This window comes from Nonomuraea sp. NPDC003754, from assembly GCF_053605785.1.
The window spans coordinates 118,716-134,409 of the sequence record NZ_JBSGJX010000014.1; the positions used below are offsets into that span (position 1 = coordinate 118,716).

Genomic DNA, 15,694 nt, shown 5'->3' on the forward strand with positions numbered 1-15,694 from the left:
GCCAACAATCACCCGGCAACAGGACAAGGGAGTCGTTTCCCGAGCGGGGGTGACCGATCGTGGCAGAAGCGATGCCCAGCAACAGCGGCAGTACGACGACCACCGTGCCGCGAGCGAGGACACAGAACGACACCCTCGTCACCGAGCAGGGCAGGACCACCATCGCCGACGGCGTGGTCGCGAAGATCGCCGGACTCGCCGCGCGCGAGGTGGCCGGCGTCCACGACATGGGCGGCGGCGCCGGGCGCGCCATCGGCGCCATGCGCGGCATGGTCGGCGCGGAGCGGAGCGTCACCCAGGGCGTGCAGGTGGAGGTCGGCGAGCGCCAGGCGGCGGTCGACCTCGACCTCATCGTGGAGTACGGCGCGGCCATCCCCGACCTGGCCGGCGCCGTCCGCAGGAACGTGATAGCAGCCATCGAGCGCATGACCGGCCTCGAGGTGACCGAGGTGAACGTCAACGTGAACGACGTCCACCTGCCCGAGTCGGCCAGGCTCCCCGACAGCTCGGGCCAGCGGGAGTCACGAGTCCAATGACCGACGACGGGCTGGCCCACGCCATCGCCGAGCGGGTGCGGAACTGCCCGGGCGTGTCGGCGCTCTCGGGCGGCCCGTACGGCACCGTGGCGACGTACCTTCCCGGCGAGCGGCTGGCCGGTGTGGCCGTCCGCGACGACCAGGTGGAGATCGCCATCGTCGCCAAGGGCGGCCGCCCCCTGTACATCACCGCCGACGAGGTGCGCATGGCCGTCGCGCCGCTGGTCGGCAGCCGCCCCGTCAACGTGGCGATCGACGACCTGGAGGACTGATGAGCACCATCCACGTGCTGCCGATCATCGGCATGGCCGTCGGCATCATCCTCGGCCTCACCGCCGCCTTCGGCGGCCTGAGCGCGTTCTTGCTGGTCCTCGTGCTGGGCGGGCTCGGGCTCCTGGTCGGTCGCATGGCCGAGACCGGCGCGATCGACCTGTCGGGCTTCACCTCGAGGCGACGATGACCACGAGCGCCTCGATCGTCATCCCTGCCCAGCGGGTGCCCGCCGAGCAGCGGGGCCGTACCCGCATCGGCGAGCGGGTCGTCTCCGGAATCGCCCTGCAGGCCGCCTGCGAGGTGGACATGGTGCGCGCGGTCGCCCGCCGGCACGCCCCCGTGGCCAGGGTCGACGGCGACCTGACCATGATCTGGCTGGACGTGGCGCTCGAGTACCCCTCGCTCATCTCCGCCGTGGCCGCGGAGATCAGGGGGCACGTCGCGCGCAGGGTGCTGGAGCTGACCGGCCTCGAGGTGGCGCAGGTCGACGTGCGCGTGACGAGCCTGGAGGTCCGGCCATGACGCTGCCGGCCGTACCGGAGGAGGAGGGGTGGCCGACGGTCCCGCATCCCGCGGCGCCCGGAGCGCAGCCCGTCCCGCCGCCTTATCCGGCCGCCGACCGGGCGGCGCGGCACGCGTTCAGGTCGCGCAGGACGATCCCGGCGTCGCTGGCCGCGCTGGCGCTGGCGGTGGTCGGGTTCGTCGCGGCCGTCGAGATCGTCACGACGCTCACCGGGCGGCCGGTGAGCTGGCTCCCGCAGGGTGTCCTGCTGTCGTGGGCGACGACGACGCGATGGGACCAGCCCGCGGTCCTCGCCGGGGCCGCCGTGCTGGTGCTCGTCGGACTCGTGCTGCTGGTCCTGGCCCTGCGCGGCGGGCGCGTCCGCACGGTGCCCGTGCACACCGGCGACCCCGACCTGGTCATCGGGCTGCGCCCGAGAGGGTTCGCCGCCGCGCTCGCCCGCGCGGCGGAGGACGTGCCCGGCGTGCACTCGGCCAAGGCCACCGTACGGCGGGGCAGCGTGACCGTCGTCGCCCGCGCCTCCGGCTGGGACGACGCCAGACTGTCGGAGGCCGTGCTGCACGCGGTGACCGCCAGGATCGAGGCGCTCGACCCTGTCGCCGACCACCGCGTGTCCGTCTCGATGAAGGAGCGGCGATGACGACGGGGCGCGGCAACCGTACCGGGCTGGCCGTTCTCGGCCTGCTGCTCGTCGTCGGCGGCGGCCTGGCGCTGGCGCGCGGGCTGCGCGTGCTGCCGCAGGACTGGGCGCCGGCGACCGAGCCGCTGGTCGGCCGGCCGGTCATCGACTTCTTCACCAGGTACTCGCCGTGGATCTGGTGGGCGCTGGCCGTGCTCGCGGTGATCGTGGCGCTGGTCGGGATGCGCTGGCTGGTGGCGCAGGGCCGTACGGACACGCTGGGAGAGATCAGGGTGGACAGCGGCACGGAGGGCGAGACCACGGTCGCCGCCCAGGCGGTGGCCAAGGCCGCCTCGACCGAGCTGTGCGCGCTGCCGTCGGTGCAGGCGGCCCGCGCGACGCTGGCGGGCGACAGGGACCGGCCCCGGCTGCGGCTGCGCGTGACCGCCGACGACAGGGTGCCGATCAGCGTGCTGCGGCACCAGCTGGCCACGGTGACCGTGCCGCACGTCATGCAGGCGCTGGCGACCGACCTGCTGCCGGCGGTGGCGCGGGTCGACCTGGAACGGCCGGCGCCGCCGAAGCGGGTGGTGAAATGACGAGGCGGGGCCCCCGCGGGACCCCGCCTCCGTTCGGTTACAGCATTCGGTTACAGCGGGACGACCTGCTCGGCCTGCAGCCCCTTGGGGCCGCGAGTGGTCTCGAACGAGACCCGCTGGTTCTCCTCGAGCGAGCGGTAGCCGCTGGTGGTGATGGCCGAGTAGTGGACGAAAACGTCCGCGCTACCGTCGTCGGGCGCGATGAACCCGAAGCCCTTCTCGGCGTTGAACCACTTCACGGTGCCTTCAGACAACTGCTTCTCCTTCTGATGAGCCTCGCCACTGTGCGCGAGGCTGCGTTGCGGACCCTACCCCGCATTCCGCGAGGTGGCAGTCCAAAGTGTGAAGCTCAGCGCCAATGGTGGGCAAAAAGATGACGTATGGGAGGGTGGATCCCATGTCCGTAGTGAAGATCAACGTGCTGTCCGTCCCGGCGGAGATGCGCGAGGAGCTCGAACGCCGCTTCTCGGGGCGGGCCGGGATGGTCGAGTCCTCCGACGGCTTCGAGTGGTTCGAGCTGCTGCGCCCCGTCGAGGGCACCGACACCTACCTCGTCTACACCCGCTGGCGCAGCGAGGAGGACTTCCAGAACTGGCAGTCCAGCAGGGCCTTCGAGGCCGGGCACGCGCAGGCCCAGGCCGACGCGCAGGGGCAGGCGCAGGGCCAGGGCCAGGGACAGGGTCACGGTCACGGCCAGGGCCCCGCCGCCACGGGCTCGGAGCTCTGGTCCTTCGAGGTCGTCCAGAGCACGGGCCCCAAGTCCTAGGGATCTAGCGGTCCAGCGGGTTGGCCGCCACGCGGGCGGCGAACCCGCCGCGCACGAACGTCGCCGCCAGGCTGTCAGGCTTGCGCTCGGCCTGGCTCTCGAAGCAGGCGACGAACTCCTTCGCGAGGCCGAGCCGCGGGTAGCGCGCCAGCACCTCGTCGCGCAGCCCGGCGGGGATGGCCTCGGTGCCGCGCCCGGAGACGTCCATGCCGGTGGACAGTTCGAGCAGGTGCCCTTCGGGGTCCTTCTCGACGTCCACCTCGGCCCACATGTGCCGGACGATCACCTCGGCCGCGCGCTGCCGCCGCTCGAGGGGCCAGCCGGCGCCCGCGCCGAACACCCACGCCACGTGCCCTCCCGCCTCCTCGAAGGGCACGGAGTGGTTGTCGAAGGCCTTCGCGAGGCCCAGATCGTGCAGCATCGCCGACACGTAGAGCAGCTCGGCGTCGAAGGAGATGCCACGGTCCCGCGCGTAGGCGGCGGCCCAGACGTAGGCGCGGACGGAGTGGTTGAGCAGCGCCGGCGTATGGAAGGCAGTGGCGACTTCGAGCGACATACGGCAGGCCGTCGTGTCGGGAATCACGATGTTCATGCCGTCACGATAACGATGTCCCATCCCAGCTTGACCAGGTGATCTTATTCCGGACAACATGTTCCGCCCCCTCGGTTCGTTCCGGAAGGATCTGGCGTGCGCCGCCTCGCTCTCCCCCTTGCCCTCCTGCTCGCCCTTGGAGGGCTGGTCCACCCCGCGAGCGCGGCCGTGAAACGCACCGCCGAGTGCCAGGGCGACTGGCTGCCCGCCACGCCGACCGCCGGTGACGTGATGAAGGGCGAGATCTCCTTCCTCGACCTGCCGCCCGTCAAGATCGGCCAGGACGTCGACTGGCGCACCAACCCCTACCGCAACCGGTCCTGGGGCATGGTGTTCCACTCCCTGCGCTGGATGGGCCGCCTGGTCGCCGAGTACGAGGGCAACGGCGACGCGCGCTATCTCGCCAGGGCCACCGAGATCGCCAAGGACTGGGTCAAGGACAACCCCCGCCGCTCCCCCGCCAGCCCCTACGCGTGGGCCGAGCACCCCATCGCCCTGCGCACCCCGGCCCTGGTGTGCCTGAGCAAGCACGTCGACGCCCCGTGGCTCAGGCAGAGCCTGGTCGAGCACGCCAGGGTCCTGGGCGACGACCGCCTCTACGAGTGGGGCCACAACCACGGCATCGACCAGGACATCGCGCTGCTCGGCATCGGCTGCCGCCTCGGCGACAGGCGCTGGCAGGACCACGCGATCAAGCGGCTGACCAAGACCGTGCGGCTCGACATCGACTCGCAGGGCGCGCTGATGGAGCAGGCCCCCCGCTACGCCATCTACGTCCACGACCGGCTCAAGGTCGCGATGGACAACCTCAAGGACTGCGGTCGCAAGGTGCCGGGCGAGATCGCCGGACGCTGGGGCAGGCTGGGCACCTTCATCATGCACTCCACCAGGCCCAACGGCTACATGGTGCCGATCGGCGACGGCGGCGCCGACCACGAGCCCACCGGCTTCCCCAACCCGTCGGAGAAGGTCAAGGTCTTCAAGGCCGGCTACGTGTACGGCAGGACCGCCTGGAACAAGCCCGAAGCGGCGCACTACTCCATCAGGTTCGGTCCGGGCACCAAATTCCACGGCCACGAGGACCACCTCGGCCTCACCTACTTCGCCCACGGCAGGGACGTGCTGGTCGACGCGGGCTTCCACTCCTACGAGTCCACCCGCTACAGGTACTGGACCATGTCCCCCGAGGCGCACAACGTCCCGACCGTGGTCGGCGCCCGCTTCCGGCCCAGGACCGCCACCAGGCTGGCGAAGACCTCCTACGACAAGGACAGGCAGCGCTACCAGCTCACCGACAAGGCGTACGGCGTCAGCCGTACCAGGTCGGTGCTCGTCAACCACGACCAGGACGTGATGGCCGTGCTCGACACGGCGGGCGGCGGCAAGAAGGTCAGCAGCATCTGGCGCTTCGACTCGGCGCTCAAGCAGGTCTCCAACGCCGGCGGCAAGGTGGTGCTGGGCGACGGCAAGTTCAAGGTCAGCCTGGTGCAGCTGGCGGACTGCAAGCCGCTCGGCGGGCAGAAGGTCGAGCGGGGCGGCACCCTCGGCTGGGTGTCGCCGACGTACATGTCCAAGAACCCGGCCACCGCGGTCGTCTCGCCCGCCGCGCGGTCCGTCCTGACGGTGATCGTGCCGGGCACGGACCAGCCCAAGGTGTCGTGCGCAGGGGGGAAGGTGACCGTGGAGGCCGCTGACGGCCCGGTCACCTTCAAGGCCTCGATCTTCTAGCCGTCACCGGCCCACCCGGCATCCCGGTCGAGTCCGGCCGGGGTTCGGCCGGGGTGGGCCGGGACCGCGGGCCGGGTCCGGCGTCCCGGATCCGCCGGCGCCCGCGGGTTCGCAACAGCCCGCGGGATTCACTACAGCTCGCAGAATTCGCTACAGCTCGCGGCCCGAGCGCAGCAGGCCGAAGGTGACCGCCTGCTCCAGCGCCTGCCAGCTGGCCTCGATGATGTTCTCGTCGACGCCCACGGTCGCCCACTCGCCGCTCTCGTCGCTGGAGGTGATGAGGACGCGGGTGATGGCGCCCGTGCCGTGCGAGCCCTCCAGGATGCGGACCTTGTAGTCGACCAGCTCCAGCTTGGCCAGCTCGGGGTAGAGCTTCTCCAGCGCCAGCCGGACCGCCTTGTCCAACGCGTTGACCGGGCCGTTGCCCTCGCCGGTGGCGACGATGCGCTCACCCTTGGCGTGGACCTTGACGGTGGCCTCGCTGATCACCTCGCCGCCCTTGGTGCGCTCCACGATCACCCGCCACGACTCGACCTCGAAGTGGCGCCTGCGGGCGCCGTGGACGGTGTCGCGCAGCAGCAGCTCGAAGGAGGCGTCGGCGGCCTCGAAGGTGTAGCCCTTGGCCTCCAGGTCCTTCACCCTGCCCACGAGCGTCTTGGTGGACTCGGGGGTCAGCTCGTAACCCAGCTCACGGCCCTTGAGCTCGACCGAGGCGCGGCCGGCCATGTCGGAGACCAGCATGCGCATGTCGTTGCCGACCAGCGCGGGGTCGATGTGCTGGTAGAGGTTCGGGTCGACCTTGATGGCGCTGGCGTGCAGGCCCGCCTTGTGCGCGAAGGCCGAGGTGCCCACGTAGGGGGCGTGGGAGTTGGGGGTCACGTTGGTGACCTCGGTGATCGCGTGGGCGATGCGGGTCATGTCGGCCAGCGCCGCCGCCGGCACCAGGTCGAACCCGCGCTTGAGCTGCAGGTTGGCCACGACGGTGAAGAGGTTGGCGTTGCCGGAGCGCTCGCCGTAGCCGTTGGCGCAGCCCTGCACGTGCGTGGCGCCCGCCTTGACGGCGGCCAGCGTGTTGGCCACCGCGCAGCCCGTGTCGTCGTGGCAGTGGATGCCGACGCGGGCACCGGTCTGCACGGCCGCGTGCACCACGTCGGCGAGCTCGTCGGGCAGCATGCCGCCGTTGGTGTCGCACAGGGCGATGACGTCGGCCCCGGCCTCGGCGGCGGTCCTCAGCACCTCCAGCGCGTAGGCTGGGTTGGAGTTGTAGCCGTCGAAGAAGTGCTCGGCGTCGAGGAAGACACGCTGACCCTCCGCACGAAGGTGAGAAACCGTGTCGCGGATCATCGCGAGGTTCTCCTGGAGACTCGTACGGAGGGCCAGCTCCACGTGCCGGTCGTGACTCTTGGCGACAAGGGTCACGACCGGCGCGCCGGATTCGCGCAGAGCGGCCACCAATGGGTCGTCGGCTGCCTTCACACCGGCCCGGCGGGTCGCGCCGAACGCGGCTAGCTGCGCGTGGTTCAGGTCGAGCTCGGTTCGAGCGCGCCTGAAGAACTCGGTGTCCTTGGGGTTGGCGCCGGGCCAGCCCCCCTCGATGAAGCCGACGCCCAGCCCGTCCAGGTGACGCGCGACAGCGAGCTTGTCGGCGACGCTGAGGTTCAGGCCCTCCTGCTGTGCGCCATCTCGCAGCGTGGTGTCGTAGACGTGGAAGCGGTCGTCGGCCATCGAGATCTCCTGAGGAAAAGAAAAAGACCCCTCACGGACGTGAGAGGTCTGCGCGCTGGCTCTGTCCTTTGTCAGCCAGCGCGCCTGCCGATAATGAGCAGACCGAAGTACATGGTGCTAGCGAGTCTGCCATACGGACTCACCATCTGGCACATCGATCTCACACTCCGAGACATCAGACCGACGTGCCCTGGTCGTCGAGGGCCGACAGGTCACGGATGGGCCGCCCGTCGAGCAGCAGCGTCGGCGTGCCGTCGATCCTGATCCTGGCGTTGTCCTCGAGGTGCTGGTCGGCGTGCCGCTGCGTGGTCACGCACTCGGCGAACGCCGAGTCGGTCACGCCCGCCTTCCTGCCCGCCTCGACGAGTTCCTCCACCGAGTAGCCCGACGCCTGGCCGTGCGGGGTCGGCTGGATGGCGTACATCTGGGAGCGGAAGGCCAGCCAGCTGGCGGAGGGAACGCAGCGCGCGGCGGCCGCGGCCCTGATGGAGTTCGAGCGCGACGGCTCCTCCCTGAAGATCGTCACAGCGTGGAAGACGACCCTGAGCCTGCCCTCGTCGACCATCTGCTCGATCTTGGCCTCCGAGGTGTCGTGCAGCTGCTTGCAGTACGGGCAGTCGAAGTCCTCGAACACGTCGAGCACCGGCGCCTCGACGCCCGGCCTGGCCAGCAGCATGGATCCGTCCGCCTGCCGGACGAGCCTGACCTCCGCCGCGGCGCTCCCCTTCGGGAGAGCGGCGATGATCAGCAGTCCCGCCAGGACGGCCAGCGCCACGAAAGCGGCCATCAACCGGGGACGACCCCGCTTCTCCTCCGTCAACTCCACGTATGGCTCCGCCCATAAGATCCGTTTTCGACCGCGTGTCAGCCTATCCGGGTGGGAAGAATGGGCCTCATGAAGGCGTCGTACCTCTCACCCGCCGTCGGGCAGTACATCATGTCCCACTCCACCCCGCCCGACGACCTGCTGGACCAGCTTGCCGCCGAGACCAGGGAAGTCACCGGCAGCCACGCCGGTATGCAGATCTCACCCGACCAAGGTCGCTTCCTCACCATGATCACACAACTGGTGCGGCCATCCCTGGCCGTGGAGGTCGGCACGTTCACCGGATACTCCTCGCTCTGCATCGCGCGCGGGCTGTCCGGCGGTCGGCTGCGCTGCTTCGACGTGAGCGAGGAGTGGACGTCGATCGCCAGGCGCTACTGGGAGAAGGCCGGGGTCGCCGCACGCATCACGCTCACCATCGGGCCGGCGGCCGACGCGTTGCGCGAGCTGAAGGAGGAGATCGGCCTGGCCTTCATCGACGCCGACAAGGCGCAGTACCCGACGTACTACGAACTGGTGATGGAGCGGCTCGGCCCCGGCGGGGTGATCATGGTGGACAACACGCTGTGGAACGGGCACGTCGCCGACCCGTCCTACGAGGACGCGGCGACGCGGAGCATGCGCGAGTTCAACGACCTGGTCAGGAACGACCCTCGCGTGACATCGGTGATCCTGCCGGTCGCGGACGGGCTGACGATGATTCGAAAGAATTAGCCAAAAGTCAGTCAAGCCTTGGCTACGATCCGTCGTGCGCTGAACACGTTGCGCTCGACCTCCCGGAGGGGATGATGGTCCCATGGCCAAGGTTCTGGAACGACCGACCACAGAGAAGCCGACAATGCAGGAGGCCTACCAACAGATCTGCGACCTGCTCCCCGACCACCGTGTCGAGGTCGTCGACGGCCGGATCGTGGTGAGCGACGTGCCGACCTGGGACCACAGCAAGATCGTCTCTCGACTGCTCAAGCTGATCTTCAGCGTGATCACCGAACACGATTGGGAGTTCGGCGAGCTGGTCAAGCTCTTCCTCGGCCCGCAGGCCGACCGCTACATCCCTGACCTGACCGTCGTGCCCGGCGACCCGCGCACCTGGGGAGACGACCAGATCTACGCCCAGGACACCAACCTGGTCGTGGAGGTGGTGTCGCCGTCCAGCGTCAACGACGACCACGTGGTCAAACCCCGCGAGTACGCCAAGGCGGGCGTCCCGCTCTATCTCCTCATCGATCCCGCCCGGGCAGTCGTGGTCCTCTTCAGCCTGCCGGGCGCGAGCGGCTACGCCCAGCGAACCCAGATCGCCCTGGGCAAGCCGCTGGAGCTGCCGCAGCCATGGGCGCTGACCATCGACACCGGCAAGCTCGTCGATCCAGGCACGCCGAAAACCGGTTCGCCCGGGTGACCTGGCCCCGTAAGAATGCCCGGCGTGCACCTTGTTCTCGAGACCGAGCGGCTGATCCTGCGCCGCCTCACCCCTGACGACCTCGACAACCTCGTCGAACTCGACAACGACCCCGACGTCATGCGCTTCCTCAACGGCGGCAAGCCCGTCGCCCGCGAGGAGATCAGGGACGTCACGCTGCCCAGGCTCCTGACCTACTACGAGCGGCCCGGCGGCTTCGGCTTCTGGGCGGCCGAGGAGAAGGCCACGGGCGAGTTCATCGGCTGGTTCCACTTCAGGCCGCAGCGGGACGCCCCTCCTGGCGAGATCGAGCTCGGCTACCGACTGCGGAGGCCGGCATGGGGCAAGGGCTTCGGCACCGAGGGCTCGCGCGCGCTCATCGAGCGCGGCTTCACCGAACAGGGCGTGGAGCGGGTGACCGCCTTCACGATGTCGGTGAACACCGGATCCAGGCGCGTGATGGAGAAGTCGGGGCTGCGGTTCGTACGGACCTTCTTCCAGGACTGGCCGGAGAGCATCGACGGGTCCGAGGAGGGCGAGGTCGAATACGCCCTGACCAAGGCCGAATGGGAAGCCGGCCGCAATTCCAGCTCGGCCCGGTGACCGAAAACAGACCCGAACAGATGCGATAAATTTATTTCCGCCTGCTATGCTGAGAAATAGGCAGCGTATTTCTTGTTAGCCTTCCTCGCGAGTCGCCCAACTCCCACCGCGAGGAATTTCTCATGTGTTATGACGCCGCCGCCCTTCCCCCCGTGCCCGGCCCCGCCGTCACCCAGGTCGCCGAGGCCGGCCCGATGACGCTCACCGCCACCGACGGCGCCCTGGTCGGCGCCTATCTCGCCCGTCCCGAACGGCCGTCGGGGGCGGCCGTGCTGGTACTGCCCGACAACAAGGGCCTGTCCGTCTTTTATGAAACGCTCACCATCCGGCTCGCCGAACAAGGGCATACCGCGCTGGCCATCGACTATTTCGCCCGCACCGCCGGCGTCGATTACCGCAGTCGCGGTGCCGAATTCGACGACATGGCCGTCCTCATGCCGCATCTGGTCCGCCTCACCCCCGCGGGACTCGACGCCGACATCAATGCGGCGGCCGAGCACGTGCGGTCGATCGGGGCCCGGTCGCTCTTCTCGCTCGGTTTCTGTTTCGGCGGGCGCCAGGCCTTCCGTTCCGCCGCCGCGCGGTTCGGGCTGGCGGGCGCCGTCGGCTTCTACGGGTTCCCCGACGCGATCAACGGCGCGCCCGGCCCCACCCAGCTCGCCGCCGACCTGACCGCCCCCATACTGGCCCTCTGGGGCGGAGCGGACGAGGCCATCCCGCCCGCCACGGTCGACGCCTTCGCCGAGGCTCTGACCACGGCCGGATGCCCGCACGAGTTCGTCACCTACCCCGGCGCGCCGCACGGCTTCTTCGAGCTCGCCGCCCGCGACTTCGCGGACGCGACGGCCGACGCGTGGCGCCGGACGCTTGACTTCGTCGGCACGCACGCCGGTCTCACCAGCGAAACGTGACGGGCTCACCTCGCCGGAGGGGGCGGGGCAGCTGCGCGTGGGGCGCGCTCACCTCGCCGGACAGCGATGAGGAAACCGCGGGCAGGGCGCGCTCACCTCGCCGGACAGGGGTGGGGCAGCTGCGCGTGAGGGCAGCAGACGACGCCGAGACACAGATAGCGGCCGCCCTGCAGCCAGATCCCCCACTGCACGTCCACCCCGCGCGCCAGCAGGTCGGCCGCCTCCTCCAGCCGGTACTCCACGCCGATCCGCGCCTCCTGGTCCGGCCGCAGGAACGACCCTTCCGCGTGCGCGTACTGGGCGCGCAGCCAGGCCAGCACCTGGCCCACCTCGTCGCCGGTGAGCGAGATCCGCGAGCGGGGCTTCAACAGCCAGTCGCCGGTCCGCATGGGCGGCAGGTGCGAGCGGCTGAACAGGGCCGGGTCAGGTTCGGGAAGCGGATGGGCGGTCCCCGGCGGCCGGCCCGTCCCCGGCACGGGGCGGCGCTCCGCCTCCCGCCACAGCTCGTCGCCCACCCCCACCCAGCTGTAACAGTGCCAGTGCATGAGCTCCCCCTCGGGCGGCGCCGCTCAAGACCATCGTCTCTCTGAACGCCGGGCGGAGCGTGCCTTCTCGTCTCCGAGGGAGATTCCCTGGCAACGGGTGGGCCTACGCGAGGCGGGGCTCCGGTCGACCCGAAGGACGGACCGGAGCCCCGCGGCGGCAGGCCTGTCTCCTCGTCAGGAGAGCTTGTGGATCCAGTTGTGGGTGTCGGGGCGGGTGCCGTACTGGATGCCGAGCAGTTCCTCGCGCACCTTCATGGTCACGGGGCCGGGGGTGCCGTCGCCGATCGTCCAGGCGCGGTCCGCGCCCTTGACCGACCCGACCGGCGTCACGACCGCCGCCGTGCCGCACGCGAACACCTCGGTGAGTTCGCCCGACTCGCAGCCCGCCTGCCATTCCTCGATGGACAGGCGGCCCTCCTCGGCTTCGAGGCCGAGGTCGGCGGCCAGGGAGAGGATGGAGTCGCGGGTGATGCCGGGCAGCAGGGTGCCGGTCAGCTCGGGGGTGAAGAGCTTGTTGCCGAAGACGAAGAACAGGTTCATCCCGCCCATCTCCTCGACGTACCTGTGCTCGTTGGAGTCGAGCCAGACCACCTGGTCGCAGCCCTGCTCGACGGCCTGACGCTGGGCGACGAAGGCGGCCGCGTAGTTGCCGCCGCACTTGGCGGCGCCGGTGCCGCCGGGGGCGGCGCGGGTGTACTCGGTGGACAGCCACACCGACACCGGCTTCACGCCGCCGCTGAAGTAGGAGGCGGCGGGGGAGGCGATGACCATGTACCGGTAGCTCTTGGACGGGTAGTTGACGCCCAGCCCCACCTGCGTCGCGATGATGAAGGGCCGCAGGTAGAGGCTGTGTCCCTCGGTGGTGGGCACCCAGTCGCGGTCGGCCTGGACGAGCAGGTCGAGCGACTCGACGAAGGTGTCCTCGGGCAGTTCCGGCATGGCCATGCGGACGCAGGAGGCGTTGAAGCGGCCGGCGTTCGCGTAGGGCCGGAACGTCACGATCGACCCGGTGGCCTGGCGGTAGGCCTTGAGCCCCTCGAACAGCTCCTGCGCGTAGTGGAAGACGGAGGTGGCGGGGTCGAGGACGAGCGGCCCGTACGGCGTGAGCCGCGCGTCGTGCCAGCCCCTGCCCTCGGTGTAGTCGATCGAGATCATGTGATCGGTGAAGGTCTGTCCGAACCCCGGGTTCGCCAGTACCTGCTCGCGCTCCGCAGCGGTGCGAGCGTGGTCGGAGAGCTGCACATCGAAGCTGAGCTTCTGAGCGGTGGTCATGACAGAAATCCTTCTCTTTCCGCGAGATTTGCCCTGAGTCCATTTTGCGATGAACCGGGTAACGGGAACTTACAGCAAACGCCTGGCGTTCTCGCGAGCCGCCAGGCGCTGATTGTGGTATCCAGGCGGCTACGCGCTCGCCGGATCCCGGACAGTATGGACCCGGCCGAAGGGCGCCAGGCCGCCTATGGTGCTGGAGTGGCAGGCGGTCAGGCGCCGCCGGCTACTCGTGCGGTGATGTCGTCACCGATCTCGTGCGTCGTACGGCCGGCCCGTCCGGTGAGGCGCTCCACGATGTCGTCGGCCACGGCCTGCTCGACGCGGGCCGCCTCCTCGGTCAGGCCGAGGTGGTCGAGCATCATGGCCACCGACAGAATCGTGGCGGTGGGGTCGGCCTTGCCCTGGCCGGCGATGTCGGGCGCGCTGCCGTGGACCGGCTCGAACATGCTGGGCGCGGTCCGGTCGGGGTTGATGTTGCCGCTGGCGGCCAGCCCGATGCCGCCGGCGATGGCGGCGCCGATGTCGGTGATGATGTCGCCGAAGAGGTTGTCGGTGACGATCACGTCGAAGCGCTCGGGCTGGCTGACGAAGAACATCGAGGCCGCGTCGATGTGCTGGTAGTCGGTCGTGACCTGGGGGAACTCGGCGGCCACCCGGTTGACGGTGCGCATCCACAGGTCGCCGGCGTAGGTCAGCACGTTGGTCTTGTGGACCAGCGTGAGCTTCTTGCGGGGGCGCTCGGCGGCCTTGGCGAAGGCGTAGCGGACCACGCGCTCGACGCCGAAGGCGGTGTTGAGCGACTCCTGGGTGGCGATCTCGTGCGGGGTGCCGCGACGCAGCACGCCGCCGGCGCCCGCGTAGAGGCTCTCGGTGCCCTCGCGCACGACGATCATGTCGATGTCTTCGGGGCGGGTGTCGGCCAGCGGGGTCGTCACGCCGGGGAAGAGCTTCACCGGACGCAGGTTGACGTAGTGGTCGAGCTCGAAGCGGAGCCGCAGCAGCAGGTCACGCTCGAGGACGCCCGGCGGGACGCTGGGGTCGCCGATCGCGCCGAGCAGGATGGCGTCGTAGCCGCGCAGCTCCTGCAGGGTCTCGTCGGTCAGGGTTTCGCCGGTGGCGTTGTAGCGAGTGGCGCCCAGATCGTAGTGGGTGGTCTCGATCTTGGCGCCGACCGCCTCCAGGACCTTGAGCCCCTCGGCGACGACCTCGGTGCCGATCCCGTCACCGGGGATGACGGCCAGACGAATGTTGCGCGACTCCATGGCCGGTACCTTACCGGGTCGTCTCGGCTGGCGAACACCTGATCTCATTGTCCGGACACGGCGTTTTGTCGTGTTTGCGGTCTTTTGACCCTTTCGTTAGAGTCTCGGCCAGCCTAATCCGGTGCGACGTTCGCACGGAGCCGGGGACCCATTCCCCCTGGGGCGAATCGGCACCCCCATGCCGTAGGGCGGCTTCCACGCCCGAGCCCGTCAGCTAACCCGGTCGGCCCCGTGGAAGGACATTCCCCTGTCTCGCATCATCACGGCTGCCGTCGTCGGCGGCCTCCTCGCCACAGGTATCGCCGCCGCCTCCCCCGCGTCGGCCGCCCCCGTCCCCGCCCTGAAGCAGCCGGTCACGGCCGAACCCGGCACCGACCGGCCCGTCCAGGACGACCCCGCTCGTACGGTGACCCTCACCGGAGCGGACATCAAGAAGGCCCAGCTCGAGAAGGCACCCAAGCCCGCATGGCAGATCGCGCTCGACTTCGCGATGGCCAAGCGGGGCACGCCGTACGTCTGGGGCGGCACCGGGCCGAACGGCTACGACTGCTCAGGACTGACGATGAAGGCCTACAAGAAGGCGGGGATCGAGCTTCCTCGCGTGGCCGCCGACCAGTACCAGGCGTACGACAAGAAGATCAAGTGGAACAACCTGAAGCCCGGCGACCTGGTCTTCTTCAGCGGACTGGGCCACGTCGGGATGATCTCGAAGCCCGGCTACATGGTGCACGCGCCGCACAGCGGTGACGTGGTGAAGGAGGAGAAGCTCAGCGCGTGGCGGCGCCAGGCGTTCGTCGGCGCGGTACGGCCCGACCCCAAGGGCGTGAAGCAGCAGGCGCGGCTCGTCGAGGCGAAGTCCTCGTCCGCGCCCGTGGGGCTACGAGCCACGTTCTGACCCGTCGGAGCGCGCACCAGCCCGGGAACCGGAGGCGGTTTCCGGGCTGACGCGCGCCCGGAGGGGGATCCGGGGTCTCCCCGGTGGAGCAGGGGGACCTCCACCGGGTGGTCCCGCTCAACAGGGGAAGCCGGCCGGCGCCCTCAGGGGGAAAAGGGTGGTCCCACCCAGCGGGGGAAGGGTGGTGTCCCGCCCAGCGGGGAAAGGGGCGGTCCCGCTCAGCCGGGGAAGGGGGAACCGCCGTTGTCCCTGCGGTCCAGGGCGGTCTGGAGGGCCTGCGCGGCCTCTTCCTCGTGGTCGTCGGCGCGGTTCCATGGATACATGTCGTACACGTGGCTCATCTCGTTTCGCGGACGCGAGTGAAATCGGACGTCGGATCCCGGTCGCGGATCCGACCGGGCCTGGTCTCGTGCGGTCCGGATCACGGACCGGACGAAAGGGGACTTAAGGCCGACGCAACGCCGCTCACCGCGACGGGTAGTCGACCTGCCCTAACAGGCCCCGTCGCGGCAGGTAATAAGTACGAGTACCCAGCGCATCCCTACCAAAGTACCTGGCACGGTCCAGGCTGTCTCGTTGGACGTCCGAATATCTCACGATGCGAGACGACAGCGGAAAGC

21 protein-coding genes and 1 riboswitch are annotated in these 15,694 nt (G+C 69.7%); of the genes, 13 read left to right on the top strand and 8 right to left on the bottom strand.

Annotation, left to right across the window (positions count from 1 at the left end):
• Positions 1-71: 71 nt before the first annotated feature.
• From ACWEVS_RS19445 to ACWEVS_RS19470, 6 genes are read left to right on the top strand one after another with little or no spacing between them, the layout of a single operon-like run.
• The gene (locus ACWEVS_RS19445) at positions 72-536 is read left to right on the top strand and encodes an Asp23/Gls24 family envelope stress response protein (RefSeq protein ID WP_354910057.1); all 465 of its coding nucleotides are present in this window, start codon (positions 72-74) and stop codon (positions 534-536) included.
• The gene (locus ACWEVS_RS19450; RefSeq protein WP_354909634.1) at positions 533-808 is read left to right on the top strand and encodes a hypothetical protein; all 276 of its coding nucleotides are present in this window, start codon (positions 533-535) and stop codon (positions 806-808) included. The genes ACWEVS_RS19445 and ACWEVS_RS19450 overlap by 4 nt, the downstream gene beginning before the upstream one ends.
• Positions 808-996 (top strand): DUF2273 domain-containing protein, encoded by a 189-nt coding sequence (locus ACWEVS_RS19455; RefSeq protein ID WP_449928724.1) that lies wholly within the window; start codon positions 808-810, stop codon positions 994-996. The genes ACWEVS_RS19450 and ACWEVS_RS19455 overlap by 1 nt, the downstream gene beginning before the upstream one ends.
• Positions 993-1,331: an Asp23/Gls24 family envelope stress response protein gene (locus ACWEVS_RS19460; RefSeq protein WP_449928726.1), complete on the top strand. Its 339-nt coding sequence runs from the start codon at positions 993-995 to the stop codon at positions 1,329-1,331. The genes ACWEVS_RS19455 and ACWEVS_RS19460 overlap by 4 nt, the downstream gene beginning before the upstream one ends.
• Positions 1,328-1,972, top strand: a complete 645-nt coding sequence (locus ACWEVS_RS19465) for a DUF6286 domain-containing protein (RefSeq protein ID WP_452552635.1) — start codon at positions 1,328-1,330, stop codon at positions 1,970-1,972. The genes ACWEVS_RS19460 and ACWEVS_RS19465 overlap by 4 nt, the downstream gene beginning before the upstream one ends.
• Positions 1,969-2,550 carry a hypothetical protein gene (locus ACWEVS_RS19470; protein ID WP_452552637.1) on the top strand — a complete coding sequence of 194 codons (582 nt, stop codon included), beginning with the start codon at positions 1,969-1,971 and terminating at the stop codon, positions 2,548-2,550. The genes ACWEVS_RS19465 and ACWEVS_RS19470 overlap by 4 nt, the downstream gene beginning before the upstream one ends.
• 50 nt (positions 2,551-2,600) lie before the next feature.
• Here the strand turns inward: ACWEVS_RS19470 and ACWEVS_RS19475 are convergent, their stop codons facing one another.
• Complete coding sequence (locus ACWEVS_RS19475; protein WP_449928732.1) at positions 2,601-2,804, bottom strand: cold-shock protein; 204 nt, start codon at positions 2,802-2,804, stop codon at positions 2,601-2,603.
• A 143-nt stretch (positions 2,805-2,947) separates the two neighbouring features.
• On the opposite strand from ACWEVS_RS19475, the gene ACWEVS_RS19480 reads away from it, so the two are divergent.
• Entirely contained in the window at positions 2,948-3,316 is a 369-nt protein-coding gene (locus ACWEVS_RS19480; RefSeq protein WP_452552639.1) for an antibiotic biosynthesis monooxygenase family protein, read from the top strand.
• Between the two features lie 4 nt (positions 3,317-3,320).
• Here ACWEVS_RS19480 and ACWEVS_RS19485 read toward each other — a convergent pair whose 3' ends face one another.
• On the bottom strand, positions 3,321-3,908 hold the full coding sequence (locus ACWEVS_RS19485) for an HD domain-containing protein (RefSeq protein ID WP_449928736.1): 588 nt from the start codon (positions 3,906-3,908) through the stop codon (positions 3,321-3,323).
• A 96-nt stretch (positions 3,909-4,004) separates the two neighbouring features.
• Here ACWEVS_RS19485 and ACWEVS_RS19490 point away from each other — a divergent pair, with 96 nt between their 5' ends.
• Positions 4,005-5,636 carry a heparinase II/III domain-containing protein gene (locus ACWEVS_RS19490; RefSeq protein ID WP_452552641.1) on the top strand — a complete coding sequence of 544 codons (1,632 nt, stop codon included), beginning with the start codon at positions 4,005-4,007 and terminating at the stop codon, positions 5,634-5,636.
• A 150-nt stretch (positions 5,637-5,786) separates the two neighbouring features.
• Here the strand turns inward: ACWEVS_RS19490 and cimA are convergent, their stop codons facing one another.
• Together cimA and ACWEVS_RS19500 are read right to left on the bottom strand one after the other, a co-directional pair.
• Entirely contained in the window at positions 5,787-7,361 is a 1,575-nt protein-coding gene (gene cimA / locus ACWEVS_RS19495) for a citramalate synthase (protein ID WP_354909650.1), read from the bottom strand.
• A 175-nt stretch (positions 7,362-7,536) separates the two neighbouring features.
• Positions 7,537-8,187, bottom strand: a complete 651-nt coding sequence (locus tag ACWEVS_RS19500; protein WP_354909652.1) for a DsbA family protein — start codon at positions 8,185-8,187, stop codon at positions 7,537-7,539.
• A 69-nt stretch (positions 8,188-8,256) separates the two neighbouring features.
• Here ACWEVS_RS19500 and ACWEVS_RS19505 point away from each other — a divergent pair, with 69 nt between their 5' ends.
• The 4 genes from ACWEVS_RS19505 to ACWEVS_RS19520 all read left to right on the top strand — a co-directional run bounded on the left by ACWEVS_RS19505 (position 8,257) and on the right by ACWEVS_RS19520 (position 11,100).
• Entirely contained in the window at positions 8,257-8,901 is a 645-nt protein-coding gene (locus tag ACWEVS_RS19505; RefSeq protein WP_452412456.1) for an O-methyltransferase, read from the top strand.
• 124 nt (positions 8,902-9,025) lie between these two features.
• Positions 9,026-9,586: a Uma2 family endonuclease gene (locus ACWEVS_RS19510; protein WP_449928745.1), complete on the top strand. Its 561-nt coding sequence runs from the start codon at positions 9,026-9,028 to the stop codon at positions 9,584-9,586.
• Positions 9,587-9,601: 15 nt separating this feature from the next.
• Positions 9,602-10,189 carry a GNAT family N-acetyltransferase gene (locus tag ACWEVS_RS19515; protein WP_452552643.1) on the top strand — a complete coding sequence of 196 codons (588 nt, stop codon included), beginning with the start codon at positions 9,602-9,604 and terminating at the stop codon, positions 10,187-10,189.
• 122 nt (positions 10,190-10,311) lie between these two features.
• Positions 10,312-11,100 (top strand): dienelactone hydrolase family protein, encoded by a 789-nt coding sequence (locus ACWEVS_RS19520; protein WP_452412453.1) that lies wholly within the window; start codon positions 10,312-10,314, stop codon positions 11,098-11,100.
• A 92-nt stretch (positions 11,101-11,192) separates the two neighbouring features.
• Here the strand turns inward: ACWEVS_RS19520 and ACWEVS_RS19525 are convergent, their stop codons facing one another.
• From ACWEVS_RS19525 to ACWEVS_RS19535, 3 genes are all read right to left on the bottom strand, one after another.
• Positions 11,193-11,645, bottom strand: a complete 453-nt coding sequence (locus tag ACWEVS_RS19525; RefSeq protein ID WP_452412451.1) for a hypothetical protein — start codon at positions 11,643-11,645, stop codon at positions 11,193-11,195.
• A gap of 174 nt (positions 11,646-11,819) precedes the next feature.
• On the bottom strand, positions 11,820-12,917 hold the full coding sequence (locus tag ACWEVS_RS19530; protein WP_449928753.1) for a branched-chain amino acid aminotransferase: 1,098 nt from the start codon (positions 12,915-12,917) through the stop codon (positions 11,820-11,822).
• Between the two features lie 209 nt (positions 12,918-13,126).
• Positions 13,127-14,179, bottom strand: a complete 1,053-nt coding sequence (locus ACWEVS_RS19535; RefSeq protein WP_354909669.1) for a 3-isopropylmalate dehydrogenase — start codon at positions 14,177-14,179, stop codon at positions 13,127-13,129.
• Positions 14,180-14,279: 100 nt separating this feature from the next.
• A riboswitch (cyclic di-AMP (ydaO/yuaA leader) is annotated at positions 14,280-14,423 on the top strand.
• Positions 14,424-14,585: 162 nt separating this feature from the next.
• Between ACWEVS_RS19535 and ACWEVS_RS19540 the strand changes: the two genes are divergently transcribed.
• Positions 14,586-15,074, top strand: coding sequence for a C40 family peptidase (locus ACWEVS_RS19540; RefSeq protein ID WP_452552645.1), 489 nt, complete (start codon positions 14,586-14,588; stop codon positions 15,072-15,074).
• 218 nt (positions 15,075-15,292) lie between these two features.
• On the opposite strand, the gene ACWEVS_RS19545 is transcribed toward ACWEVS_RS19540, so the two are convergent.
• Positions 15,293-15,415 carry a hypothetical protein gene (locus ACWEVS_RS19545; protein ID WP_354909674.1) on the bottom strand — a complete coding sequence of 41 codons (123 nt, stop codon included), beginning with the start codon at positions 15,413-15,415 and terminating at the stop codon, positions 15,293-15,295.
• Positions 15,416-15,694: the final 279 nt, after the last annotated feature.

Coding starts and splice junctions, on each gene's coding strand:
- ACWEVS_RS19445 (WP_354910057.1), top strand. CDS start 72: ATGCCCAGCAACAGCGGCAGTACGACGACCACCGTGCCGCGAGCGAGG.
- ACWEVS_RS19450 (WP_354909634.1), top strand. CDS start 533: ATGACCGACGACGGGCTGGCCCACGCCATCGCCGAGCGGGTGCGGAAC.
- ACWEVS_RS19455 (WP_449928724.1), top strand. CDS start 808: ATGAGCACCATCCACGTGCTGCCGATCATCGGCATGGCCGTCGGCATC.
- ACWEVS_RS19460 (WP_449928726.1), top strand. CDS start 993: ATGACCACGAGCGCCTCGATCGTCATCCCTGCCCAGCGGGTGCCCGCC.
- ACWEVS_RS19465 (WP_452552635.1), top strand. CDS start 1,328: ATGACGCTGCCGGCCGTACCGGAGGAGGAGGGGTGGCCGACGGTCCCG.
- ACWEVS_RS19470 (WP_452552637.1), top strand. CDS start 1,969: ATGACGACGGGGCGCGGCAACCGTACCGGGCTGGCCGTTCTCGGCCTG.
- ACWEVS_RS19480 (WP_452552639.1), top strand. CDS start 2,948: ATGTCCGTAGTGAAGATCAACGTGCTGTCCGTCCCGGCGGAGATGCGC.
- ACWEVS_RS19485 (WP_449928736.1), bottom strand. CDS start 3,908: ATGAACATCGTGATTCCCGACACGACGGCCTGCCGTATGTCGCTCGAA.
- cimA (WP_354909650.1), bottom strand. CDS start 7,361: ATGGCCGACGACCGCTTCCACGTCTACGACACCACGCTGCGAGATGGC.
- ACWEVS_RS19505 (WP_452412456.1), top strand. CDS start 8,257: ATGAAGGCGTCGTACCTCTCACCCGCCGTCGGGCAGTACATCATGTCC.
- ACWEVS_RS19510 (WP_449928745.1), top strand. CDS start 9,026: ATGCAGGAGGCCTACCAACAGATCTGCGACCTGCTCCCCGACCACCGT.
- ACWEVS_RS19515 (WP_452552643.1), top strand. CDS start 9,602: ATGCCCGGCGTGCACCTTGTTCTCGAGACCGAGCGGCTGATCCTGCGC.
- ACWEVS_RS19520 (WP_452412453.1), top strand. CDS start 10,312: ATGTGTTATGACGCCGCCGCCCTTCCCCCCGTGCCCGGCCCCGCCGTC.
- ACWEVS_RS19525 (WP_452412451.1), bottom strand. CDS start 11,645: ATGCACTGGCACTGTTACAGCTGGGTGGGGGTGGGCGACGAGCTGTGG.
- ACWEVS_RS19530 (WP_449928753.1), bottom strand. CDS start 12,917: ATGACCACCGCTCAGAAGCTCAGCTTCGATGTGCAGCTCTCCGACCAC.
- ACWEVS_RS19535 (WP_354909669.1), bottom strand. CDS start 14,179: ATGGAGTCGCGCAACATTCGTCTGGCCGTCATCCCCGGTGACGGGATC.
- ACWEVS_RS19545 (WP_354909674.1), bottom strand. CDS start 15,415: ATGAGCCACGTGTACGACATGTATCCATGGAACCGCGCCGACGACCAC.